This is a genomic window from Shewanella morhuae, assembly GCF_003028295.1.
In the GTDB taxonomy this organism is placed as follows: domain Bacteria; phylum Pseudomonadota; class Gammaproteobacteria; order Enterobacterales; family Shewanellaceae; genus Shewanella; species Shewanella morhuae.
Genome location: NZ_PYSG01000002.1, coordinates 1 through 22,704 on the forward strand (window position 1 = coordinate 1; position 22,704 = coordinate 22,704).

Below are 22,704 nucleotides of genomic sequence, written 5' to 3' on the forward strand. Positions count from 1 at the left end.
GCGCGTAAGCAATTGGCTGCGCTGCATTATGGACAGAATCAATTAGCTCAAGCCAGCGATCTGCTACAACAAGGCCTTATCTTATATCCGCAAGAAGTCGACTTTGCGCTGCTCCTCGCAAGGGTTCAGCAAGCTTCTGAACAGCCTAGTTTGGCACTGGTGACGTTAACGCACATACCTGATACGCACCCGCTGGCGAGACAAAAGTGGATGGCGCAGTCGGATATCGCACAAAAATCAGGCAGTTTCCGTTGGCAGAACAAGCTTATAGGCAGTTATTACAACAAGAACCTCTACAGGCTAAATGGTGGATGGGATTGGCTTATGCGCTTGATTCGCAGCAACAATTTACCCAGCACGCCAAGCTTATCGCACAGCACTAGGCCATAGAGGCTTATCAACGCAGGCGAGTGCCTTTATTGAACAACGTTTAACTCAGCTAGGAGATAGCCAATGAAACCCAGATTAAAAATGCGTTTGGGCGATCTGTTAGTTCAAGAATCGATTATTACTGAAACGCAGTTGCAACAAGCGTTGGCTGAACAGCGTAATACCGGCAAAAAGTTTAGGCCGTACTTTGATCGATCTACAATCGATTACAGAGCATCAATTACTGCATTTTTATCCCAGCAGTTAAATGTGCCCTTTCTTGATATCAGCAAACTGCCAATTTCTGCAGAGGTGGTGCACTTAATTCCTGAAGTGCAGGCACGACGTTTTCGAGCTTTAGCGATTGAAGATAGAGGCGACAGTGTGCTCGTGGCGATGAGCGATCCGGCTGATTTGCAGGCACTTGATAACCTTGAAGCCCTTATTGCCCCGAAACGTTTAAAGTTAGCCGTGGCGCCCGAGCAGCAATTGCTGCAAGCCTTTGATAACTTATATCGTCGTACCGACCAAATTGCTCAGATCGCCGGTAAGCTTGAAGAGGAATACGCTGCCGATCAGATGTTCGATTTAGCCAGCCTCACCTCTGGCGACAGTGATAATGAAACCACAGTCGTTAAGTTACTACAGTCGATTTTTGAGGATGCGGTGCAAATGCGTGCTTCGGATATTCATATTGAGCCCGGTGATAAAGCCTTGCGTATTCGTCAGCGTATCGATGGTCAGTTACACGAAACGATTCTGAATGAAGTTAACATTGCTGCCGCATTAGTGTTGCGGCTTAAGTTAATGGCCGGACTCGATATTTCTGAAAAACGCTTACCGCAGGACGGTCGCTTTCAAATGGACATTAAAGGGCATCATATTGATGTGCGGATGTCGACCATGCCGATTTATCACGGTGAATCAGTAGTAATGCGTTTACTGGATCAATCGGCGGGTTTATTAACCTTGAACGAAACAGGTATGCCACCGGCTATTTTGGCGCGTATTCGTAAACAAATTAAACGTCCTCACGGCATGCTATTGGTGACGGGGCCGACTGGTAGCGGTAAAACCACCACTTTATATGGCATTCTGAGCGAGCTTAATACCGCCGATCGTAAGATTATTACCGTAGAAGATCCTATCGAATATCAATTGCCACGAATAAACCAAGTACAAGTTAACCATAAGATAGGTTTAGATTTTGCGAACGTTTTACGTACCACGTTACGCCAAGACCCGACATTATCATGGTTGGTGAGATGCGTGACCAAGAAACCGTTGAGATTGGTCTTAGAGGCGCATTAACCGGTCACTTTGTGTTATCGACTTTGCACACTAACGATGCGGTCACCAGTGCGCTGCGTTTACTGGACATGGGCGCGGCAGTTATTTAGTGGCCAGTGCCCTAAGAGTCATTATTGCCCAGCGTTTAGTGCGACGGGTATGTCATAACTGTGGGGTTGACTATCAACCGACCGCGCAGGAAAAGGCGTGGCTAAGTAGTGTGAGTCGTAAAGATTTCACCCATGCGAACTTTAAAATAGGTACCGGTTGTCAGAGTTGCAACGGCAGTGGTTATCGCGGCCGTATTGGTATTTTTGAGATTCTTGAGCTGGACGATAAGATGGTTGATGCCATGCGTACCAGTAATCCGCAGGAATTTGCCAGAGCGGCATTAAATAGCCCGAACTTTACCCCGCTTGCCGAGTCAGCGCTACAATATTTGAGTGAAGGCATGACGACGATTGAAGAGGTGGCTAAATTGGTTGAGGACGTGAGCGAATCACATATTCCCTTATCTAGGGATATTGTTAGTCAACAAGGCATTGAGGCGTAATTATGCCAATTTATCAATACCGTGGACGCAGTGGTCAAGGTCAACCCGTGACGGGGCAATTAGATGCAGCATCGGAAAGTGCTGCCGCTGATATATTGCTGTCGCGGGGTATTATTCCCCTTGAGGTCAACGTGGCCAAAGTGACTAAACCCTTCTCATTGGCTCAGCTGTTTGGCAGTAAAGTCGCGCTAGAAGAATTACAGATTTTTACTCGGCAAATGTACTCGCTGACGCGCTCTGGCATCCCTATTTTACGGGCGATTGCGGGCTTATCTGAAACGGCACATTCTCAGCGGATGAAAGATGCGTTAAATAATATCTCTGAGCAGTTAACGGCTGGCCGACCATTATCATCATCAATGAATCAACATCCTGATGTTTTTGATTCTTTGTTTGTTTCTATGGTGCATGTGGGGGAGAACACCGGCAAGTTAGAAGACGCATTTATTCAGCTTTCGGGCTATATCGAACGTGAGCAAGAAACGCGGCGACGTATTAAAGCGGCCATGCGTTACCCCATGTTCGTATTGATTGCGATCGCGATTGCGATGGTGATCCTAAACATTATGGTGATCCCTAAATTTGCCGAGATGTTCTCACGTTTTGGCGCCGACTTACCTTGGGCGACAAAAGTGCTGATTGGTACATCGAATCTATTTGTGAATTATTGGGGGCTAATGCTGGTGGCGCTTATTGGTTCGATTATCGGTATTCGCTATTGGCACCATACCGAAAAGGGCGAGAAACAGTGGGATAAATGGAAATTACATATTCCTGCCGTAGGGTCGATTATTGAACGCTCAACGTTAGCGCGTTATTGCCGTAGCTTCTCTATGATGCTCAGTGCTGGGGTGCCGATGACACAGGCGTTAAGCTTAGTGGCTGATGCCGTAGACAATGCCTATATGCACGACAAAATAGTCGGTATGCGCCGTGGAATTGAGTCTGGTGATTCGGTGCTTAGAGTGTCTAATCAGAGTAAGTTATTTACGCCTTTAGTACTGCAAATGGTGGCAGTAGGTGAAGAAACCGGCCAAATAGATCAATTGCTTAATGATGCTGCTGATTTTTATGAAGGTGAAGTGGATTATGATCTAAAGAATCTCACTGCTAAATTAGAACCTATTTTAATCGGTTTTGTCGCCGTGATTGTCTTAATATTAGCACTAGGAATATATCTGCCAATGTGGGATATGCTCAATGTTGTTAAAGGTGGAAAGTAGCCCTAATGCAGAGCCAGCAAAAGGCCGATAAAGATCTATTAAATATCTATGGGCGTATGATCGTTGTAGGGCTAGTGTTAGTCATTGTGGCCATTGTCGGCGCTAAGTATTTTTTGACGTTACCGCAAATTGCGACGCGTGGATTAGAGGTCGAGCATAATCGCTTTGTGAATGTGCTGGTTATGGTGCGCTCACAGTGGCTATCCTTAGGTAAGCCGCAGCAGATGCAGTTGAATTGGGAAGCGTTGGACAATATATCTAACAAAGCCGAATCCAGTGTCGTTAATATGAATGATCTCGGTTGGCCACAGCCTAAGTTATTTACTGCTCAAGGTTGTCAAGATTTATGGTGGCAGTTAATGGGAACGGAGCTTGATAATGCGGACTTGGTTGCTGATTATTCAGCTAAAGATAATCGCTGCCACTATCTGTCGCCCAATGGTAATAGCATCGATTATCAACTGGATTCTGGCAGCGTTATATTTTCGGCACAGCCATAAAATATTGTTATCACGAGAGCTTTTTAAAATTAATTTAACTGTTAGAATAAAATAATTAAGCAGAGGGGCATATATGAAAACTGTGAAAACGAAACAAACAGGATTCTCACTCATTGAGCTTGTCATTGTCATCGTTATTTTGGGGTTACTTGCTGCAACCGCTATCCCTCGGTTTCTAAATGTCACCGATAGTGCTGAAGATGCCAGTGTTGACGGTGTGGCAGGCGGTTTATCTACCGCAGTGAGTTTTGTTCGTTCACAGTGGGAAGTTGACGGACGCCAAAATAACAGTGTTATTCTTGACGGCACAGCAGTGTCTCTCGACCCGCGCTTTGGTTATCCGACGGGTATCGCAACGACAGATGCCACTGCCATGACGGATGCTAGCTGCCAAGAAGTGTTTAATACTGTGTTGCAGAGCGCACCGCGTAATGTGCTCTACACCCAAGATGCTCGCAATCAACGTTACACTGTACGTGTTATCAATGGTGCCGGTGGCAGTGCTAATGCAATTACAGGTACTACCGTTACGGGTTTAGATTTATGCGTTTATCACCAAGTGGCCTCACTTGTGCTAAACCAAACCACCGGTGTGCCAAACCCAGCGCCCAATTTATCAACAGCAGGTGTTAAAGGGGTCGTTTATAACCCTGGTACAGGCAAAGTGCTAAGCTTTACCCAAACGCCATTTACACCTTAAGCTGTAATCTATAGTTTTATTTTGTATATGTTTTAAATAGCTTGATTTGAAATAAGTTAGTTTGAAATAATTTTAGTTTTAAGCGAATTAGCTTAAAAGTGGTTTAATTTAATTAGTACTCACATGAGTTATCATTTATAAAGAAAGGTAGTTTTATATGAAAAGACAACAAGGTTTTACCTTAATCGAATTAGTTGTAGTGATCATTATCTTAGGTATTCTTGCTGTCACAGCGGCACCTAAGTTTATTAACCTGCAAGGTGATGCGCGTGTTTCTGCTTTGAATGGCCTAAAAGCCTCAATCCAAGGTGCAAATAGCTTGGTTTATTCTAAAGCGGCCTTGGCTGGAGAAGAGAAAAAAGCTGCAACAGCAACTCCTCCTCCTTCTGTTGATATTGGCACAGGTACTAACGCAGTTACGCAATTTGGCTATCTTCAAGCCACAGAAATTGAGTTGGAGAATGCTATAGAAGTGAGCTTTGATGAAGGAACCAGTGCTACAGATCCAACAGTTGCTACTGACACCGGTGCAGATTGGATTATATTTGAAGGTACGGGTATTGTGACCATGTGGCAAAAAGGTGCTCCAGCAGAATGTCGTTTTACTTATAAACAAGCAGAAAGTGCGACAGTTGCTCCTGTTTTCTCTGCAATTCCTGATGCTTCTGATTGTTAATATGCATTTATGAAAAGGCCTGCCTAGCAGGCCTTTTTTTTAGATAAAATACGGTTCTTACATGATTTTAAATAAATGAGTCTACCAAGAATTTACCGACATTTATTTGCGTTAATCATATCGTTGGCAGAAACTGAACCTAGTACATGAAATCAGCAATTAACCCGAGCAATGCTTAAATTTCCTATGTCAAAACAGGCTGGATTTACCTTAGTAGAGTTAGTGACGACTATCATCCTGATTTCAATTCTGGCTGTGGTGGTATTACCACGTCTATTTACCCAATCTTCCTACAGCGCCTATAGCCTACGTAATGAGTTTATAAGTGAGCTGCGTCAAGTGCAGCAAAAGGCGCTCAATAATACCGATAGATGTTTTCGTGTAGTGGTTTCTAATACTGGTTATCAAGTGAGTCAATTCCCCACTCGCGCGGAAGCGGTTTGTACGGGGACTGCATTATCACCCAATCCGCTTTATAGCCAAGCTTTTCAAGGTGGAGCTCAATTAGTGCTGGTGAGCACGAATAGCACTAACTTCACTCTCGATTTTGACAGTCGCGGCCGACTCTTTCCCGTGTGTGATGGTAGCTGCATTAGCGTGACCGCCAATGATACTGTGCTGATTAATGTATCCTCTGAGGGATATATTTATGCCAACTAATTCTCGCTTATTTCTTCACAAACAATCATCGAGTAAGGGCTTCACCTTAATTGAATTGGTGGTAGGCATGTTAGTGATTGGCATTGCGATAGTGATGCTCACCAGCATGTTATTCCCACAGGCTGATCGCGCTGCAAAAACCTTACAGAGAGTACGCAGTGCTGAACTCGCCCATTCACTGATGAATGAAATCTGGGGTAAACGCTATGACCAAAACACCAATGTCAATGGTGGTGTGCCTGCGTGTGGTAGTCCTACGGGTAAAACTTGTACCTTGGCGACTGAGTTAGGCAAAGATAACATTTCTGGAGTCTTAGAGAGTCGTAACAACTTTAATGATGTGGATGATTACAACGGCTTAAATGAAACTACAACTATGTTGAATTCGACTCAAACCTATGTTGATGCTTATCCTAACTATCGTTTAAGTGTCAGCGTGGTTTATGGAAGTGTGGCAAATACTAAGCTAGTCACCATTAATGTGACGACGCCCGACAGCGAAGTGATTACTTACAATATGGTGAGGAGTAATTACTGATGAACTCTTTATCAGCAAAGCGCATGCAAACATCCACGCGAGGCTTTACCTTAGTCGAGATGGTCACAGTTATCTTGATTCTGGGTATTCTTGTGGTTGGCGTGAGTAGTTTTATACTTTTTGGCACCCGAATTTTTGTTGAATCGAGTTCTGTTGACCAAGTGCTCAGTCAAAGCCGTTTTGCTGTGGAGCGTATGACCCGTGAATTACGCAGTGCTTTGCCCAATAGCCTGCGAGTCAATACCGACTCGTTAACCTATCAATGCATTGAATTTGTGCCTATTAAAGCCAGTACGACTTACTTGTCTATGCCTATAAGTCCTGCTGCGATAGCGAGCTCTGGCACTGTGATTCTAGACAATGTCCCGAGCGCAATTAGCGTTAATCAATTCGTTTGGATTTATCCGTTACTTGATACCGATGTCTATGCTAATACCTCCAGCAGTACAAGGCAGAAGCGTGCTCAGATTAAAGCTATCGCGACAGTGGGCAATCAAGTCACACTAACGTTTACTGCGGCCTTACGTTTTGCTGAAGGCTCACCGCGGCAGCGAGTTTATTTTGGAACTAATCCGGTAAGTTACTGTTTTGAAAAAGTCGCTGCGAGTAATGAATTACAACTACAGCGTTATACCAGCTATAACTTCAGCACTATTCAGCCTAAACCTAATATGATGGGAGCTGGCGTGTTGATGGCGCAAAGTGTGGCAAACAGTTTAACAAATAATACCGATCAGCCTCTGACATTGACGCCATCAACCTTGGTAAATAATGCCATGGTGCACTTACAACCTAGATTTAATGTTAATGGTGAGACGTTTCAATACAGACATCAAGTGCAGGTGATTAATGTTCCCTAACTCTGGTCGTAAAACGGCATATAAACGCTCATCATCCAGATCATCGCTACCAAGAGCGTCATTACCTGCGCAGCAACGAGGTAGTGCGCTTATCATCGGTGTGTTTGTAATTACAGTGATGTTTTTATTAGCTTCTGCTCTCATTAATATTGTGCAGGACAGCGATACCGCACTCACCCAAGAAGTATGGGGCACTCGAGCCTTTGCCGCTGCCAATAGTGGCGCCGATGCGGCATTAGCTCAGTTATTTCCATTGAATGGTTCCGTTGGCATTTGCCTAGCAACCAGCACTTGGAATCCCCCTAATGTAACCGGTTTTCATGCCTGTAGTGTGACGTTGACTTGTACAGCATATGCGGTAGACGCAGTGACTCAATATCGGATCAACAGTAAAGCAATATGTGAAAGCGGCGAGACTCGTGTTAGCCGACAAGTAGAGGTAGAAGCCCGTGGTTAGATTTATAACAGTATGTTGTATTCTGCTATTTAGCTGCTCGATTCAAGCCTTTGAGAATATAGACTATGGCAAATATTTCCCCGCAGTGGTTCAAGGCCATCATGGCACAGCTAATGGCTGCGCAAATCCCGCATCCAATTTAACAATTTATAAAGGCTTTATCGATGGAACCAATGGGCAAAATCTTGCTTACTGTTCCAGTAATAAAAGCAGTAATAGTATGAGTAATAATGTCTGTGATGATGGTGCTGGTGGTACTCGTTATTGTGATATTACTGGTCAAGATATTGCTGGATTAGATTTAACGGCAGCCACAAATTTATTCCAAACAAGTAGTGGCACTACAGGCATCAGCTATGGAGAATGCCAAGCCAACGCAATACTTGGTGCAGATAATACCACTGAATTTGGCTCGGTAGTCTTAGATAAAAATAGCTGTAATTTGACATTTTCATCTTCGCACCAAACTTATAAAATAAAGAATTTAATTTTAGATGCATCTACAGTGCTTAATTTATCTGCTGGAGATTATTGGGTTGAAAACTTCACGATTACAGGTGGCACACCAGTTATCAATACCGCTGGCAATGTACGTTTTTTCGTTAAAAACCCAATTAACATATCTGGTGCACTGAAATTTAATCCTAATCGTGCCGGTGAGTTATTATTTTTTGGTTACAGTAATATTGCTTTAAATACTTCAAACATTGTAATTAATGGTTATATCTATAGCGATGCAGACGTCATTGTTAATGGGCGAAATACCATAATCGGGCGTATTACATCACGTAAACTAACGATTAATGAAGATACGGAAATAGTTAACGGGGTAAGCCTTCAACTTAATTACGGTAAGGCGACTACCGCTTCCGTCACCTTCGAACGCGCTTTTCCTACTGGTGTAAAACCTTTAGTCTTTTTAATGCCGACAATATCTACTGCCAATACTAATAATGATGTTCCATCTTCTACTTTCATCACGTCAATATCATCCACAGGCTTTACTTGGCGTCAGGCCCAGCCTTCTGGAACAAATAATCCTGCATCAAATATGCAAGAAGTGCACTGGATAGCCGTTACGCCTGGGAATTATACGTTATCAGATGGTACCCCTTTGCGAGCTGGAAGTATTAATATCAATAGCGCCTTTGGCATGAATAATAATGGTTGGACAAATGTTAGCTTAGATAATAACTATTCCGTGGTACTTAATCAGATTCAGACCAATAATAATAATTGTTGGTTGACAAGTGTTATTGAGCCTGCATCCGGAGGGTTAAAGATTAATATGGATGTTTCTCAAGTGTACAAAAAATCAAATAGCCCACAATGCCAGCCTGCAAATATAAAGGATTTGGTAAATGAGTCTGTTGCTTATTTAGCTTTGCCCGTTGCTAAAGGCATTATTAATTTAAATGGTGCGGATGTTCGTTATCAATTCGGTACAGCAATGACCCATTCAGGGGGTAGCAGTACCAAAACGTTAGCCGATCAATGTGCCTATAACACTGGGTTGATTGGATTTGCTAATCCGCCAACGTTAGTTGCAGGCAAAAACTCTCATAATGGTAGCGACGGTGGCTGGTTAAGACGCTGTAATCTAAGTGCAACTCAGGTCAGTATGGTCAATGACGAAGATACCTACCAAAGTAATGATCGTTCTCATGCATCTGAAAATTACGGTTTTGTTGCTTTCGAGAAAGCAGCCCCCATTTTACAATGCTTTAATGATCAATTCTCCCAAAGCCCTTTAAGTAGTGATTGGGTGGTATCGACAAGCAGTGGTACTTTCACACCATCGATTGTAGGTAATCGTTTACGCTTAACAGAAGCTAAATCCAACCAATCGACGGCATCGACTTATCAACGATTATTTCCTGCAGCCAATAACCTAGTCGAAATTCAGTTTGACCACTATGCATACGGTGGTAATGGCGCTGACGGTATGAGTGTAGTGCTATCTGATGCTGCCATAACGCCGCAGCCGGGCGCTTTTGGTGGGCCTTTAGGTTACGGTTATAAACCTGGTATTAGTGGGTTTGCTGGTGGTTGGCTTGGTGTTGGAATTGACGAGTACGGCAATTTCTCCGGTGAAGGTGGTAGCACTAATATCGGGCAGCGCCGACAGTCAGTTGCGGTGCGCGGCTCGGGTGTAGGAACGAGTGGGTATCGTTATTTACGTGGCACTTGCAGTAACGGTACGACGAATACGGGAAGTAACTGTTTATCGCCAGCGGTGGATGGTAATAATGTGTCGCCAGCGCACAGATATAAAATCACTATCGACTCGCAGTTATCTAGCCAGTCAGTGGTCAAAATTGAACGTAATACAGGTTCGGGATTTGTGACCTTAATCCCAGCGTTCAACGCGGTGGCTGAATCTGGACAAGCGGCTGTCCCCAGTGATTTTTTATTGTCTTTAACGGGCTCTACAGGTGGTTCAAATAACAATCACGAAATTGATAATGTGCAAATTTGTGCTTTAAAATCAAATCCTATAGGCGCTCAAATTGATCATTTTGAATTTGACCATACGGGTCAAGGGCTCACTTGTAATACCCAAACGGTAACGATTCGAGCTTGTGCTAATGCAAATTGTAGCCAACTTTTTACTGAGCCTCTTAGTGCCACGTTGTTACCTGATTCGATAAATGATGGTGTGTGGGTTGGTGGTAATCAAGTGAGTTTTAACGGTGGAACAACACAATTACAACTACGGCGGAATACGCCCGGAGTGGTCACGTTAGGCGTAAAGGGTTCAAATCCTACGACTAAGCCATTGAGTAAGACTCTTTGTCGGATTGGATCAGGAGAATTAAGTGGCAGTAATTGTTCGCTGGCTTTTGCTGACAGTGGTTTTATTTTTGATGTCCCTGATAAGCTAGCAAATAAGCCAGTAGACGTATTAGTTAAAGCGGTGAAAAAATCAGATGTAACTCAGCAATGTATTCCGAGCTTCCAAGATAAGACGAAGAGTCTCAGTTTTTGGAGTGACTATGTGGAACCGAGCGCTCCCATCTTATCAAAAGCAATCACAGTTAATGGCGCTTCTATTAGTGGTATTAGTTCGGCTCCAACACCTTTTAGCCTAACTTTTGACACAAAAGGTGAAGCAACAATTTCGGTAAATTATCCTGATGCCGGCAAGTTACAGTTAGATGCTAAGTATACGGGTACGGGGGATGAGCAAGGTTTAGTGATGACGGGTGCAGATCCATTTGTCAGTGTACCGGCTGGGTTATGTATCAAACCCGTAGATGCCAATGCTAGCTGCGCAAGCGCGAGTATGGCGTGTAATGTTTATCGTAAGGCTGGCCAATCCTTTGGTATGACAGTGCAAGCCATGGCGTGGGAGAGGGATTCAGACACAGACTTTTGTACTGGCAATTTATCTACCCCCAACTTCAGTGATAAGACTATGACACTTGCGAGCAAAGTGGTGGCTCCTGCTATAGCTATTGGTGGCCGAGATGGCGCATTAGGTGTTGCATCCTATAGTCATATAGCAAATAGCACTAATATTAATACTATTCTTAATCAAACGATTAGTGAGGTTGGCGTGTTCCAGCTTACTGCCAAAGCAAGCAGTAATTACCTCGGTGCTGCCAGTAGTTTGAATATTCCGCTTGGCTACTCAGCCAATATTGGCCGCTTTGTCCCCGATAGATTTTTGGTGAGCGAGGCATTCGTGTCTCCAGCCTGCGATAGCTTTAGCTATATGGATCAATCATTCCCAATGTCGATGACATTAAGCGCACTAAATATCGCCGGCGATATAACGAAAAACTACTTTGCACCGTTTTCTTTTGCCACAGCCAAGCTTGTGGGCGAAAACATCAATAATGGTATCGATTTACAAAGCCGATTAAGCACTTTACCCATAATGTCAACCAGTTGGATAAAAGGTGAAGCAAGCTTAGATAACAGTTATCGCGCGAACTTCAGCCGAGTGACACCTAATGTATTGACCAATTTGTATCAGGATGGCCCCTTCGAGTTGCTTGATATTGGTGTGCAAGTATTAGATAACGATCCACATCCTAATGGGATTAACTCGTATGTAGCCTCACCGGATATGGATGCCGCAACGACAGGAAATTGTGCGAACTGTACTGCAAAAAAAATCACCACCCAAAAACTTCGCCACGGGCGAGTGGTAATGGATAACACCTATGGCCCAGAGACTGAAATACTACGTATGCCGACGCGGGCTGAGTATTGGAATGGCAGTAGCTGGGTCTTGAATAGTGATGATAGTTGTACAGTCGTTAACGCTAGTTTGGCGTCACAAACCGATGATATTAACCTTGGCTATAGTTTTGAGCCTGATTTAGTCGCAGGGCAAAGTATCGAGCGTTCTGGCAGCATGCCAAAATTTCAGGCAGGTCAATTTGATTTGCTTTGGCGGGCAATTACAACCAGTGGCGCGCTATATCGTGGGCAAGTTACCGCGCCTTTACATGTGCCGAGTTGGCTTGAATGGTACTGGAATTGGAATGATATTACGCCAACAATCACGGTCGAACCTCGAGCGAGTGCATATTTTGGCCGTTATCGAGGTCATGATCGAATTATTTACTGGCGTGAGGTGGATTAGTTTAAGTCATTTATTGGCTAAAAACTGACAAGTAAAAAACGCAATGCTTAATCCGTTATTGGAGATTTATTGGGCTTGGCGCGATAAATCTTAATCGTAAAATGGATGTTTTTAGTGGTTAAATTGTTGCGGTGTTGTGTGCGCCCGGGTTTTTACTGTATTTTTTTACGCCATTAAACTGTGATATGCGCTTAAATATTGTATTTTCGGTGTAGATTTGAAAAAAAATCACTTCATTAGCGATTGTTGGCCCCATCGGTCTTGTAGAATCAGGGTGGCATTGATAAAGTTAGCTGATTTTTCTTTTCTTCTGGCTCCACAGAATACAGGCTAGTTACATGTTTAAGAAGCTACGTGGCATTTTTTCTAATGATCTATCGATCGATTTGGGTACAGCGAACACATTAATTTATGTGCGTGGTGAAGGCATAGTTCTAGATGAGCCTTCCGTTGTTGCTATACGTGGTGAGCGCGGTGGCTCAGGTCAGAAATCTGTTGCTGCAGTCGGCACAGAAGCTAAACAAATGCTAGGGCGAACACCTGGCAATATCCAAGCTATCCGTCCAATGAAAGACGGTGTTATTGCTGATTTTTATGTGACAGAAAAAATGCTACAGCACTTTATTAAGCAAGTGCATAACAATAGCTTTTTTCGTCCAAGTCCACGGGTGTTAGTGTGTGTGCCTGTTGGCGCAACGCAGGTTGAACGCCGTGCAATCCGCGAATCGGCCATGGGCGCCGGTGCTCGTGAAGTTTATTTGATTGAAGAGCCAATGGCTGCTGCAATCGGTGCGGGTTTACCGGTATCTGAAGCGACGGGTTCTATGGTCGTCGATATTGGTGGTGGTACTACTGAAGTCGCCATTATTTCACTCAATGGCGTAGTGTACTCATCTTCAGTGCGTATCGGTGGTGATAAGTTTGATGATGCGATTATCAACTATGTTCGTCGTAATTACGGCAGTTTGATTGGTGAAGCTACGGCTGAGCGTATCAAGCATACTATCGGCACCGCTTATCCTGGCGATGAAGTACTCGAAATCGAAGTCCGCGGTCGTAATTTGGCTGAAGGTGTACCGCGTAGCTTTACACTGAACAGCAACGAAATTTTAGAAGCGCTGCAAGAGCCATTATCTGGCATTGTTAGTGCTGTTATGGTGGCCTTAGAACAATCTCCACCAGAACTAGCTTCTGATATTTCTGAGCGCGGTATGGTATTAACTGGCGGCGGCGCATTACTGCGTGATTTAGACCGTTTATTAATGCAAGAAACCGGAATACCCGTAATGGTAGCGGATGATCCATTAACCTGCGTAGCGCGCGGTGGTGGTAAAGCCCTCGAAATGATTGATATGCACGGCGGCGATCTGTTCTCCGAAGAAACCTAATTTAACTTCGGTATGGGGCGGCTAATCACCGCCTTAGCTCTCCTATGAAGCCAATTTTTGTTCGTGGTATCTCAAACCAATTCCGTCTGACACTGGCAATTATATTGTCGGTGTTTTTGCTCGTGGCTAATCATCGCCTCGATCCCGTTCGGCAATCTCTGGCCTCTGTTTTTAGCCCATTACAGTATTTGGCGAGTGCGCCCGGCGTTGTGCTTGACTGGTCTTCTGAAAGTTTTGCCACCCGCAATATGCTGGCGTTGCAAAATAAAGAGCTGCTGCGACAACAACTGCTGATGAGTGAGCGCTTACAGCGTTTTGAACACTTGCGCCAAGAGAATGAACGCCTGCGGGCACTTTTAGGCTCTCCTGCCTATCTTGACTCGCGTAGAATGGTGGCTGAGGTATTAGAGGTCGCCAGCGATCCGTTTCATCAATATGTTGTCCTTAATCACGGTTCACGTAGTGGAGTATTTGTCGGCCAACCGGTAGTTGATGCACAAGGGGTTGTGGGTCAAGTGGTACAAGTCAGTGAGATGACCAGTCGGGTACTATTGCTCTCTGATGTATCACATGGCTTACCCGTACGTATCACCCGTAATGATGTGCGCCTTGTCGCCAATGGTACAGGCGAGTTGGATGAGATAGAGCTGCGCCATGTAGCTAAAAGTACCGATATTCGTGTTGGTGATTTACTGGTGACATCCGGTTTAGGTAATCGTTTCCCTGAAGGTTACCCTGTTGCACGGGTGATGGAAGTGTTGACTGAAGATGGCCAAAGCTATGCTCGCGTTACTGCGCAACCGTTAGCGGCTTTAGATCGTATTCGATATTTACTGCTCATTTGGCCCGCGAGTGATTCTGGTGTGACTTTACCCAATCAATTGGTTGCGCCAGCGGCTGATCATCCTGCTGTCACCGATGGGTCTAATACCGATACAACCATTCCTGCAGTTAAGACAGTGACTCCTCAGGTTAAGCTAACCACGCCCGACACTAATGCGGCTAAACCAGTAGCATCTACGCCAGCTACTGTTAATCCGTCAGCGGAAACCGTTCGTCCTGCCACTGAGGTAAATCAATGAGTTTCCAAGCCGCCAACGGGCGCCTCATCGTTTGGGTGACATTATTTGTGGGGATTATCAGCCAGATTATGCCCTTACCAAGTGCGGTTGATGCGTGGCGACCAGACTGGTTATTGATGATTATTATGTATTGGTCTATTGCGTTACCCCATAGATACAATATTTTAACCGCATGGGTTTTAGGGCTTATTTTAGATATTTTATTGGGCGCTACCTTAGGTGTGCGTTCTTTGGCCATGTCGTTGGTCATTTATATCGCTATTTTACATTGCCAACGTTTGCGTAATTTCCCTAAATGGCAGCAATCGTTGGTGATCATGCTACTGCTCTGTATTTATCACTTAGTCATTTACTGGGTGGAATTTGTGATGCAAGAAGCGGTTTTCCATACGGATTTATTTTTGCCCGCCATTTCAGGATTAATCATCTGGCCGTGGATATTTTGGATTTTACGTCGCGTACGACGTCATTATAAGGTTCGCTAATTATGAATTTAGTGCTCGCTTCGACTTCACCGCGCCGCAAAGAGTTATTGGCACAAATTGGATTGGGTCGCCCCGAATTTAGTTTTACGCAAGTGGCTCCAGATATTGATGAAACGCCACAATTACGTGAAACGCCAATAGATTACGTGCAGCGTTTAGCGGCTGAAAAGGCCCATGCAGGACTCGCATTATGTGCTGGTATGTCACAACCTGCTGTATTAGGTTCTGATACTATCGTAGTGTTTGAAAACCAAATACTAGGGAAACCTACCGATGCCGCCGATGCTAAGCGAATGCTCAGTGAGTTATCTGGTCAACTGCATACCGTGATGACGGCGATAGCATTGGTGTATCGTAAGGATGAGTCATCCTTAACAGCAAAAACTTTAGTACGATTAGTGCAAACACAAGTGCGTTTTTGCACTTTATCCAAAGCAGAAATTGAAGCTTATGTTGCCTCAGCAGAGCCGATGGATAAAGCGGGTAGTTACGGTATACAAGGTATGGGTGGCTGCTTTGTTGCGGCAATTGACGGCAGCTATTCTGGCGTAGTGGGCTTACCTTTAGTCGAAACCCGCGAATTGTTAGCCGAGGTTGGGATCATCTGACTTAGTGTTACCGTATTACGCTTTTGACTTGAGGTTAGAATGAAGTTGACCGAGGTGGTCGGCTGTTAATCGAGCCGTCGAAGTGACTTTTTACCGTTGATGCTTTATTCGGTTTTCATGCTTAGAAAATATGTAACTTCGATTAATTAATCTAGTTTCCCGAATGGGGTGAATCGTGAATACCAGTCGCTTAAATCCAAATAAAATACAGCGCAAGATGGGTTCAGAATTACTGATCAATGTAACGCCATCTGAGGCGCGCGTTGCCTTAGTTGAGCATGGTGTGCTGCAAGAAGTGCATATTGAACGCCGAATGAAACGGGGTTTAGTCGGCAATATTTATAAAGGTAAAATCAGCCGTGTGTTACCCGGCATGCAAGCGGCTTTTGTTGATATTGGCTTAGAAAAGGCGGCATTTTTACACGCTTCTGACATAGTGCCGCACACTGAGTGTGTCGCTGATGTTGAGAAAGGTCATTTCGTTGTTCGTGATATCGCCGAATTAGTCCGTCAAGGGCAAGATATTATGGTGCAAGTAGTTAAAGATCCGCTCGGTACTAAGGGCGCCCGTCTAACTACCGATATCACTCTGCCTTCGCGTTATTTAGTATTTATGCCAGGTTCTAGCCATGTGGGCGTTTCACAACGTATTGAGCTAGAAGAAGAGCGTAATCGCCTTAAACAAATCACTCTGCCCTATGTGGATGATGACGGTGGTTTTATTATTCGCACCGCCGCTGAAGGGGTGGGTGAAGATGAATTATCCCAAGATGCAGCATTCTTGCGCCGTGTTTGGTCCAAAGTCAGCGAACGTCGTAAGCGCAGTGGCGTGTCTCTGTTATACCAAGATTTAGCATTGCCGGTGCGGATTGTGCGTGATTTTGTTGGCACTGAGCTTGACCAAATTCAAGTAGATTCTCGCGGTACTTTTGCTGAGTTACAGTCTTTTGCTCAAGAGTTTATGCCTGAGATTGCGCAGAAGATTGAACATTATTCGGGCCCTGCGCCTATTTTTGATCTCTACGATGTGGAGAACGAAATTCAGCGAGCGCTGGGTCGTAAGGTCGAACTTAAGTCTGGCGGTTATCTGATTATCGATCAGACCGAAGCTATGACCACTGTCGATATTAATACTGGCGCTTTTGTTGGGCACCGCAATCTTGAAGAAACCATCTTCAATACTAATCTTGAAGCAACCCAAGCCATCGCGAGACAGTTACGTCTGCGTAATCTCGGTGGCATCATTATTATTGATTTTATCGACATGATGACCGCGGATCATAAGGCTCGGGTACTCAGTAGCTTAATCAGCGCTTTGTCTAAGGACAGAGTTAAAACCAATGTGAGTGGTTTTTCAGGCTTAGGTTTAGTTGAAATGACTCGCAAGCGTACCCGTGAAAGTTTAGAGCATGTAGTGTGCGGAGAATGCCCTGCGTGTCATGGCACAGGCAGTATGAAAACGGTTGAAACGGTTTCCTACGAGGTGTTTCGCGAGATTATTCGCTTGAATCGCGCCTACGATGCCGATGAGTTTTTATTGTATTGCGCGCCTGCGGTGTACCAAAGTTTGCATACCGATGAAAACCATCAGATTGCCGAGCTTGAGGTATACATTGGTAAGCGTATCCGTTTACAGAATGAGCCCATGTACTCGCAGTACAAATATGATGTGGTAATGATGTAGTGGCTGCGCCTTTGACTGCAAAAAAAATAAGCCGTTTTTGTTGGCAACTTTTGGCGCTGGTTTTAGTGGTGTTTGCGCTTGCAGTCAGTTTAATCCGCGGTTTGTTACCTCAAGTTGATGAGGTGCGTCAGCAACTGGCTAATTACGTAAAAAACGAATATAAAATCGATGTACAAGTGGGAGAGTTATCCGCCCATTGGCAAGCATTTGGCCCCGCTATTAATATAAATCACTTAGTTATTCCGCCGCAGGATGCCCTGCCGGTGACAGTGATAATCAAAAACGTGCAAGTAAAACTCGATTTTTGGCAATCATTGCTCACGCTGACTCCACGTATTGAAGATGTCAATTTTGATGGCGTACATGTCGCGCTAAATATAGATAAGTTAGCTGATAACAAGGCGAACGCAGCGGAGACTCCTCCCCAAATTGATTGGCTTTATGCCTTATTGCTCAAGCAACTCGATAGGTTCTCCCTTACCGACGCCACCGTGCAATTACTCAGTTTACGCCAAGAATTTCGACCTATTAATATTCGCCACTTAAACTGGCGCAATAATGGCGAACGTCACCGCGGTGCAGGGGAGTTGTATCTGGATAATAATGCCACTGAGCATGAATCGCTGGCATTACAGTTAGATATTAATGGTGATGGGGCAAAACCCGATAGCTTAAGTGGGCAAATGTATCTGGCTGCGACATCGTTAGATTTAGGCGAGTGGGCTTCACGCCAGAGCAACTATCATGATTCAAGCCAATATGAATCAAACCAAAAGTTACCCTTAGAGGGCGTGGTGAATCTACAGGCTTGGCTGACGTTTGCTAATCGCAGTATTAGCTCAGCGATGGTGCATTTTGAGCCTAGTTGGTTGCAATGGACATTACAGCAATCGGCACAAAAATTTGAAATTCAGGCGGGTGATATCATTTGGCAGCCCACAGCAACGGGCTGGAAAGTACAAAGTACGGGGCTTGATTTTATCACTAATGGTGAGCATTGGCCGACGTTAACCTTGGCTGCTAAAAGCGAGACTGATCAATTTTTTGCTTATGTAAATCAACTCAACGTTCAAAATTTACTGCCTTTGTTACCGTTATTTCCGGGTGTTGATAACGAGGTATTGCACCAATGGACTGCGCTATCTCCCAAGGCCAGTATTGGGCCTATTCGATTATACCAACAAGCTGACCAGCCTTTACTTGCCAGCACAAATATAACGCAGTTACATTGGCAAAAAGTCGGCGGTATTCCTAGCACAAACCCCTTGGATATTAACTTACGCTGGCAAGATAAAAGTCTCCTGCTGTCACTGCCTGAACAGACCTATCAAGTTGATTTCGGTGATGAGTTTTCTGCGCCGCTAGTGTTTAATGGCGCGCCGATGACGGGGCGATTCGATAGCGAAACCCTAACCTTAAGCGTGCCGCAATTGCAGCTCAATAATGATGACGTTAGTGTCGACTCTGCACTGATGTTAGATTTCAGTCACGCAATCCATATGGCGCTGAGCGCGAATGTTCATATCAACGATGTCGCTAATGCCGACAAATATTTCCCCAAGAAGGCGATGGGCGAGTCGCTGGCCGAATATTTGGATACTGGACTTAAAGCAGGCCAAACCCAAGATGCGCAAGTGGTTTGGAATGGTCCATTAAATGGTTTCCCCTTTGATGATAATAGTGGCGTATTTCAGGCGGCATTTACGCTCACCGATGCTAAGTTTCAGTTTCAACCCGATTGGCCCGCTGTCACCGATTTATCCCTTAATGCCTTATTTGAAAATGCCGGTATGGATTTATGGGTAAACCACGGCAAGCTGATGTCGGTGGATGCTAGCGGCGCGCATGTTTATATCCCTGCCATTGGCGAGCAAACGCTGCTGAGGATTGAAGCTGATCTTGCCGTCCAAGGCAACGATGCAACCAAAGTGTTGCAGGCTTCGCCTTTAGCCAGTTCTGTGGGGAAAACCTTAGAGGTTGTGCAAGTACAAGGCGCTGTGACTGGCCGTTTAGATCTCAGTATTCCGCTGTATGATGGTGCTAACGAAGAGATTCGCGGTCAAATTAATTTTAATAATACGCTGGTATATATTGCGCAGCCAGGGGTGCAACTTAAGGACGTGACTGGCACCGTCGATTTTGCTAACCAAATCGTTACGGGCAAAGGGATTAATGCGCGTGTGTTTGAACAGCCGCTTAATTTAACTTTTAATACCGAGCCTAAAGGCAAGGACTTTGGTCTTAATCTTAAGCTTAAAAGCCGCTGGGATCTCAGCCGACTACCCGCAGAGTTACATTCTCCTTTGAGTGATTTTTATCAAGGAAAAGTCAATTTTGATGGTGGCTTGACTATGCTATTTACTGAGCAAGGTTATGATATACAAGCTAACGTCACCTCAGATCTTATCGGCACGCAACTGTTGCTCCCAGGATACTTTGCTAAACCCGCAGATGAGCCTCGGCCTTTGGTTGCGGAATTTGCGGGTAATCAAGATAGCACCTCGCTCAATATCAAAGTTGCCAATCATGCTGAGTTTATCGGTGGCTTTGAGGCAAGTAAGGGCGTGAACCTGAGTTATTTTGACTTACTATTAGGTCGATTATTTGATGAAGACGAAGCCAGAAATACCGACCAAGGTCATATTCAAGCGGATCTCGGTCAGGCAACATTAGCGGATTGGCAGCCGGTGATAGACGCTTTCGTTAATAAAGAAACTGCGCCGAAAACGGGTATTTTAGTTGATGAATCGTCCCATGGGAGTCTATTTCCTAACGTGAGTGCAATTGATGCACATATCGGCCATTTCGATCTTGCTGGACAACCGCTTACCGAACTTACCTTAAATGCTAAACCTAATGAAACCGGTTGGCGCTTTAATATCCTTGCTAATGAATTTGATGGCAGTGTTGATTTTTATCCCAATTGGCGCACTCAGGGCCTTAAAGTCGTGGCGAATAAACTGTATTTATCCCCAGAAATAGCCTCGGCTGCCGAGTCTGGTTTTAGTCGTGATCAAGTGTTCACTAACTTGCCGCCCGTTGCTATTAACGTGGAAGATTTTCGTTTTCATGATAAGCAACTAGGTAAGTTAGTGTTTCAGGCGACGCCGCAACCTGACGGTTATAAAATTCAAACTCTGTCGTTAACAACCCCTAACGTGAGCTTGCAAGGCAGTGGTATTTGGCAGCAAGCTGACCAGAATCGAACTGAACTTAATGTTGAGTTAAAGGCGAAACAATTTGATCATTTATCGGCGCTCTTAGGTATCGATCCTGGAGTAAAAGAGGCGCCGCTGAAAATAAATGCCGACGTGTCTTGGCAAGGGGCTCCCTATGCGTTTTCCCTCGAAACCTTAAACGGTAAAGTGAAGTTTGACCTCGGTAAAGGTCACTTATCTGAGGTGAGTGATAAGGGCGCGCGCATCTTCTCTCTGTTTAGCTTAGATTCCCTTGTGCGTAAACTGTCATTGGATTTTACCGATGTTTTTGGTCAAGGCATGTATTTCAACTCCTTCAACGGCAATCTCCAAATTGACAATGGCGTGGTAAAAACCACGGATACCGAAATGGATGCCATTGCAGGTAATATGAAGGTGCGTGGTTTCACTAATCTCACGACTGAGAGTTTAAATTACGATATTCGCTTTGTACCGCAGTTAGCCTCAAGTGTGCCTACAGTGGTATTACTTAGCACCAGTGCTTGGACACTAGGGATAGGTGCATTTGCACTGACAAAGGTGCTTGAGCCTGTGATTGAAATCATTTCAGAAATTCGTTTTCGAGTGACTGGCACTATGGCCGAACCTGTGGTTGAAGAATTGGAGCGTAAGAGTAAAGAGATTGAAATTCCCGAGTCTATCCTACCCATAGTGGGTGTTGAGCGCCCAGCAGTACCGGTCGGCGCCGCGAGTCAAACTCAACCCGCAGCTAAGAAAACTGAAGCGACCGAGACACCAGAGGCGCAAAGTCAAGAGGTTAAGCCTACAGAACAGGTTGAAGAGCCTACATCACCGGTACAGGCGCCTGCGTCTGTCCTACCCGAAAAAAGCCAAGTAGTAGAGCCGATTAAACAAATTCAGGGAGGTAAGAATGCACATCAGCCTGTTGCAATGCCAGAGCAGTCGCGACGTCAGCGCCAATCTGCTGTTTATCGAATCGCAGCTTAAGGCACTCTCGCGGGAAGCCCTTAATAAAGACAATCTCCATACACCTCATTTAGTGGTATTACCTGAATGTTGTTTATTGTTTGGCGGCCACGAAAGTCAGCAACTGGCTTATGCGGGCGATACCCACAACAGTCCGCTCAAATCGGCGTTAAGTGCACTTGCAGCTAAGTATCAGGTCTTTATGGTTGCAGGTACTATCCCAGTATTAGCAGACGATGGCCGTGTCTATAGCCGCAGTTATCTGTTTGATGATAAAGGTGATACGTTAGGGCATTACGATAAACTACATCTCTTTGATGTGGATATTGCCGATGGTACAAAGCAATATCGCGAGAGCGAAACCTTCTGCCCAGGGGATCACATTAGCGTTATCGATACACCTTTTGGCAAAATTGGCCTAGCCATCTGTTATGATTTACGCTTTGCCGACTTATTTAGGGCGATGCGTCTTGCTGGGGCTGAGATCATTACCTTGCCATCGGCTTTTACCAAAGTGACCGGCGAAGCTCATTGGCAGGTGTTGTTGCAGGCAAGAGCCATTGAAACGCAATGCGTTATTCTTGCAGCGGCTCAGTGGGGACAGCATAACGAAGGTAGCCGTGAAACCTGGGGGCAGAGCATGATCGTCGGTCCTTGGGGCAACATTTTGGCCCAGCGTAAAACCGGTACGGGTTGGGTACAGGCTGAAGTTGACTTAACCGAACTGCACGATATTCGCCGTAAAATGCCCGTTATGCAGCATAATCGTTTTCTTGAGCCAAGCTTGAAATAACCGTCCGCACTGGCGAGCGGCAATATCCAATTAGACCGCGATTGACATACAGAATTAGTACAACGAATTTACACTCAGAATATTAAGATCCCTTGG

16 protein-coding genes and 2 pseudogenes are annotated in these 22,704 nt (G+C 44.8%); all 18 read left to right on the forward strand.

Translation table 11 applies throughout. From position 1 onward, the window contains the following. Nucleotides 1–457: pseudogene (locus C9I43_RS00590) on the forward strand (tetratricopeptide repeat protein); the annotation flags it as partial. Further along, nucleotides 454–2,212, forward strand: a pseudogene (locus C9I43_RS00595) (GspE/PulE family protein). The pseudogenes C9I43_RS00590 and C9I43_RS00595, both read left to right, overlap by 4 nt. Nucleotides 2,213–2,214: 2 nt before the next feature. Further along, entirely contained in the window at nt 2,215–3,435 is a 1,221-nt protein-coding gene (locus tag C9I43_RS00600; RefSeq protein ID WP_107881439.1) for a type II secretion system F family protein, read from the forward strand. 5 nt (nt 3,436–3,440) lie between these two features. Then, entirely contained in the window at nt 3,441–3,935 is a 495-nt protein-coding gene (locus C9I43_RS00605; protein WP_107881441.1) for an MSHA biogenesis protein MshF, read from the forward strand. Nucleotides 3,936–4,017: 82 nt separating this feature from the next. Next, nucleotides 4,018–4,635, forward strand: a complete 618-nt coding sequence (locus tag C9I43_RS00610) for a pilus assembly FimT family protein (RefSeq protein ID WP_107883978.1) — start codon at nt 4,018–4,020, stop codon at nt 4,633–4,635. Nucleotides 4,636–4,792: 157 nt separating this feature from the next. Then, nucleotides 4,793–5,311: a prepilin-type N-terminal cleavage/methylation domain-containing protein gene (locus C9I43_RS00615; RefSeq protein ID WP_107881443.1), complete on the forward strand. Its 519-nt coding sequence runs from the start codon at nt 4,793–4,795 to the stop codon at nt 5,309–5,311. A 171-nt stretch (nt 5,312–5,482) separates the two neighbouring features. Beyond that, complete coding sequence (locus C9I43_RS00620; protein ID WP_181317833.1) at nt 5,483–5,971, forward strand: type II secretion system protein; 489 nt, start codon at nt 5,483–5,485, stop codon at nt 5,969–5,971. Further along, nucleotides 5,961–6,509: a type IV pilus modification PilV family protein gene (locus C9I43_RS00625; protein WP_107881447.1), complete on the forward strand. Its 549-nt coding sequence runs from the start codon at nt 5,961–5,963 to the stop codon at nt 6,507–6,509. Before C9I43_RS00620 ends, C9I43_RS00625 begins: the two co-directional genes overlap by 11 nt. Beyond that, nucleotides 6,509–7,369 (forward strand): PilW family protein, encoded by an 861-nt coding sequence (locus C9I43_RS00630; RefSeq protein ID WP_107881449.1) that lies wholly within the window; start codon nt 6,509–6,511, stop codon nt 7,367–7,369. Before C9I43_RS00625 ends, C9I43_RS00630 begins: the two co-directional genes overlap by 1 nt. Further along, nucleotides 7,359–7,826, forward strand: a complete 468-nt coding sequence (locus tag C9I43_RS00635) for an MSHA biogenesis protein MshP (RefSeq protein ID WP_107881451.1) — start codon at nt 7,359–7,361, stop codon at nt 7,824–7,826. The genes C9I43_RS00630 and C9I43_RS00635 overlap by 11 nt, the downstream gene beginning before the upstream one ends. Further along, nucleotides 7,819–12,423 carry a DUF6701 domain-containing protein gene (locus tag C9I43_RS00640; protein ID WP_181317834.1) on the forward strand — a complete coding sequence of 1,535 codons (4,605 nt, stop codon included), beginning with the start codon at nt 7,819–7,821 and terminating at the stop codon, nt 12,421–12,423. The genes C9I43_RS00635 and C9I43_RS00640 overlap by 8 nt, the downstream gene beginning before the upstream one ends. A gap of 338 nt (nt 12,424–12,761) precedes the next feature. After that, nucleotides 12,762–13,811, forward strand: coding sequence for a rod shape-determining protein (locus tag C9I43_RS00645; protein WP_076499255.1), 1,050 nt, complete (start codon nt 12,762–12,764; stop codon nt 13,809–13,811). 44 nt (nt 13,812–13,855) lie between these two features. Continuing rightward, nucleotides 13,856–14,893 carry a rod shape-determining protein MreC gene (gene mreC / locus C9I43_RS00650; protein WP_107881453.1) on the forward strand — a complete coding sequence of 346 codons (1,038 nt, stop codon included), beginning with the start codon at nt 13,856–13,858 and terminating at the stop codon, nt 14,891–14,893. Then, nucleotides 14,890–15,378: a rod shape-determining protein MreD gene (mreD, locus tag C9I43_RS00655; RefSeq protein WP_076499245.1), complete on the forward strand. Its 489-nt coding sequence runs from the start codon at nt 14,890–14,892 to the stop codon at nt 15,376–15,378. The genes mreC and mreD overlap by 4 nt, the downstream gene beginning before the upstream one ends. A gap of 2 nt (nt 15,379–15,380) precedes the next feature. After that, on the forward strand, nt 15,381–15,986 hold the full coding sequence (locus C9I43_RS00660) for a Maf family protein (protein WP_076499243.1): 606 nt from the start codon (nt 15,381–15,383) through the stop codon (nt 15,984–15,986). Nucleotides 15,987–16,203: 217 nt separating this feature from the next. Further along, nucleotides 16,204–17,670 (forward strand): ribonuclease G, encoded by a 1,467-nt coding sequence (rng, locus tag C9I43_RS00665; protein WP_076499464.1) that lies wholly within the window; start codon nt 16,204–16,206, stop codon nt 17,668–17,670. After that, on the forward strand, nt 17,670–21,836 hold the full coding sequence (locus tag C9I43_RS00670; protein WP_107881457.1) for a YhdP family protein: 4,167 nt from the start codon (nt 17,670–17,672) through the stop codon (nt 21,834–21,836). Before rng ends, C9I43_RS00670 begins: the two co-directional genes overlap by 1 nt. Beyond that, nucleotides 21,760–22,608, forward strand: coding sequence for a carbon-nitrogen hydrolase family protein (locus C9I43_RS00675; RefSeq protein ID WP_107881458.1), 849 nt, complete (start codon nt 21,760–21,762; stop codon nt 22,606–22,608). Before C9I43_RS00670 ends, C9I43_RS00675 begins: the two co-directional genes overlap by 77 nt. Nucleotides 22,609–22,704 lie beyond the last annotated feature (96 nt).

Bases quoted from the DNA above. Each gene is read 5' to 3' on its own strand.
- C9I43_RS00660 (WP_076499243.1), top strand. From the start codon at position 15,381: ATGAATTTAGTGCTCGCTTCGACTTCACCGCGCCGCAAAGAGTTATTG.
- C9I43_RS00615 (WP_107881443.1), top strand. From the start codon at position 4,793: ATGAAAAGACAACAAGGTTTTACCTTAATCGAATTAGTTGTAGTGATC.
- mreC (WP_107881453.1), top strand. From the start codon at position 13,856: ATGAAGCCAATTTTTGTTCGTGGTATCTCAAACCAATTCCGTCTGACA.
- C9I43_RS00600 (WP_107881439.1), top strand. From the start codon at position 2,215: ATGCCAATTTATCAATACCGTGGACGCAGTGGTCAAGGTCAACCCGTG.
- C9I43_RS00620 (WP_181317833.1), top strand. From the start codon at position 5,483: ATGCTTAAATTTCCTATGTCAAAACAGGCTGGATTTACCTTAGTAGAG.
- C9I43_RS00630 (WP_107881449.1), top strand. From the start codon at position 6,509: ATGAACTCTTTATCAGCAAAGCGCATGCAAACATCCACGCGAGGCTTT.
- rng (WP_076499464.1), top strand. From the start codon at position 16,204: ATGGGTTCAGAATTACTGATCAATGTAACGCCATCTGAGGCGCGCGTT.
- C9I43_RS00625 (WP_107881447.1), top strand. From the start codon at position 5,961: ATGCCAACTAATTCTCGCTTATTTCTTCACAAACAATCATCGAGTAAG.
- C9I43_RS00605 (WP_107881441.1), top strand. From the start codon at position 3,441: ATGCAGAGCCAGCAAAAGGCCGATAAAGATCTATTAAATATCTATGGG.
- C9I43_RS00635 (WP_107881451.1), top strand. From the start codon at position 7,359: ATGTTCCCTAACTCTGGTCGTAAAACGGCATATAAACGCTCATCATCC.
- C9I43_RS00645 (WP_076499255.1), top strand. From the start codon at position 12,762: ATGTTTAAGAAGCTACGTGGCATTTTTTCTAATGATCTATCGATCGAT.
- mreD (WP_076499245.1), top strand. From the start codon at position 14,890: ATGAGTTTCCAAGCCGCCAACGGGCGCCTCATCGTTTGGGTGACATTA.
- C9I43_RS00675 (WP_107881458.1), top strand. From the start codon at position 21,760: ATGCACATCAGCCTGTTGCAATGCCAGAGCAGTCGCGACGTCAGCGCC.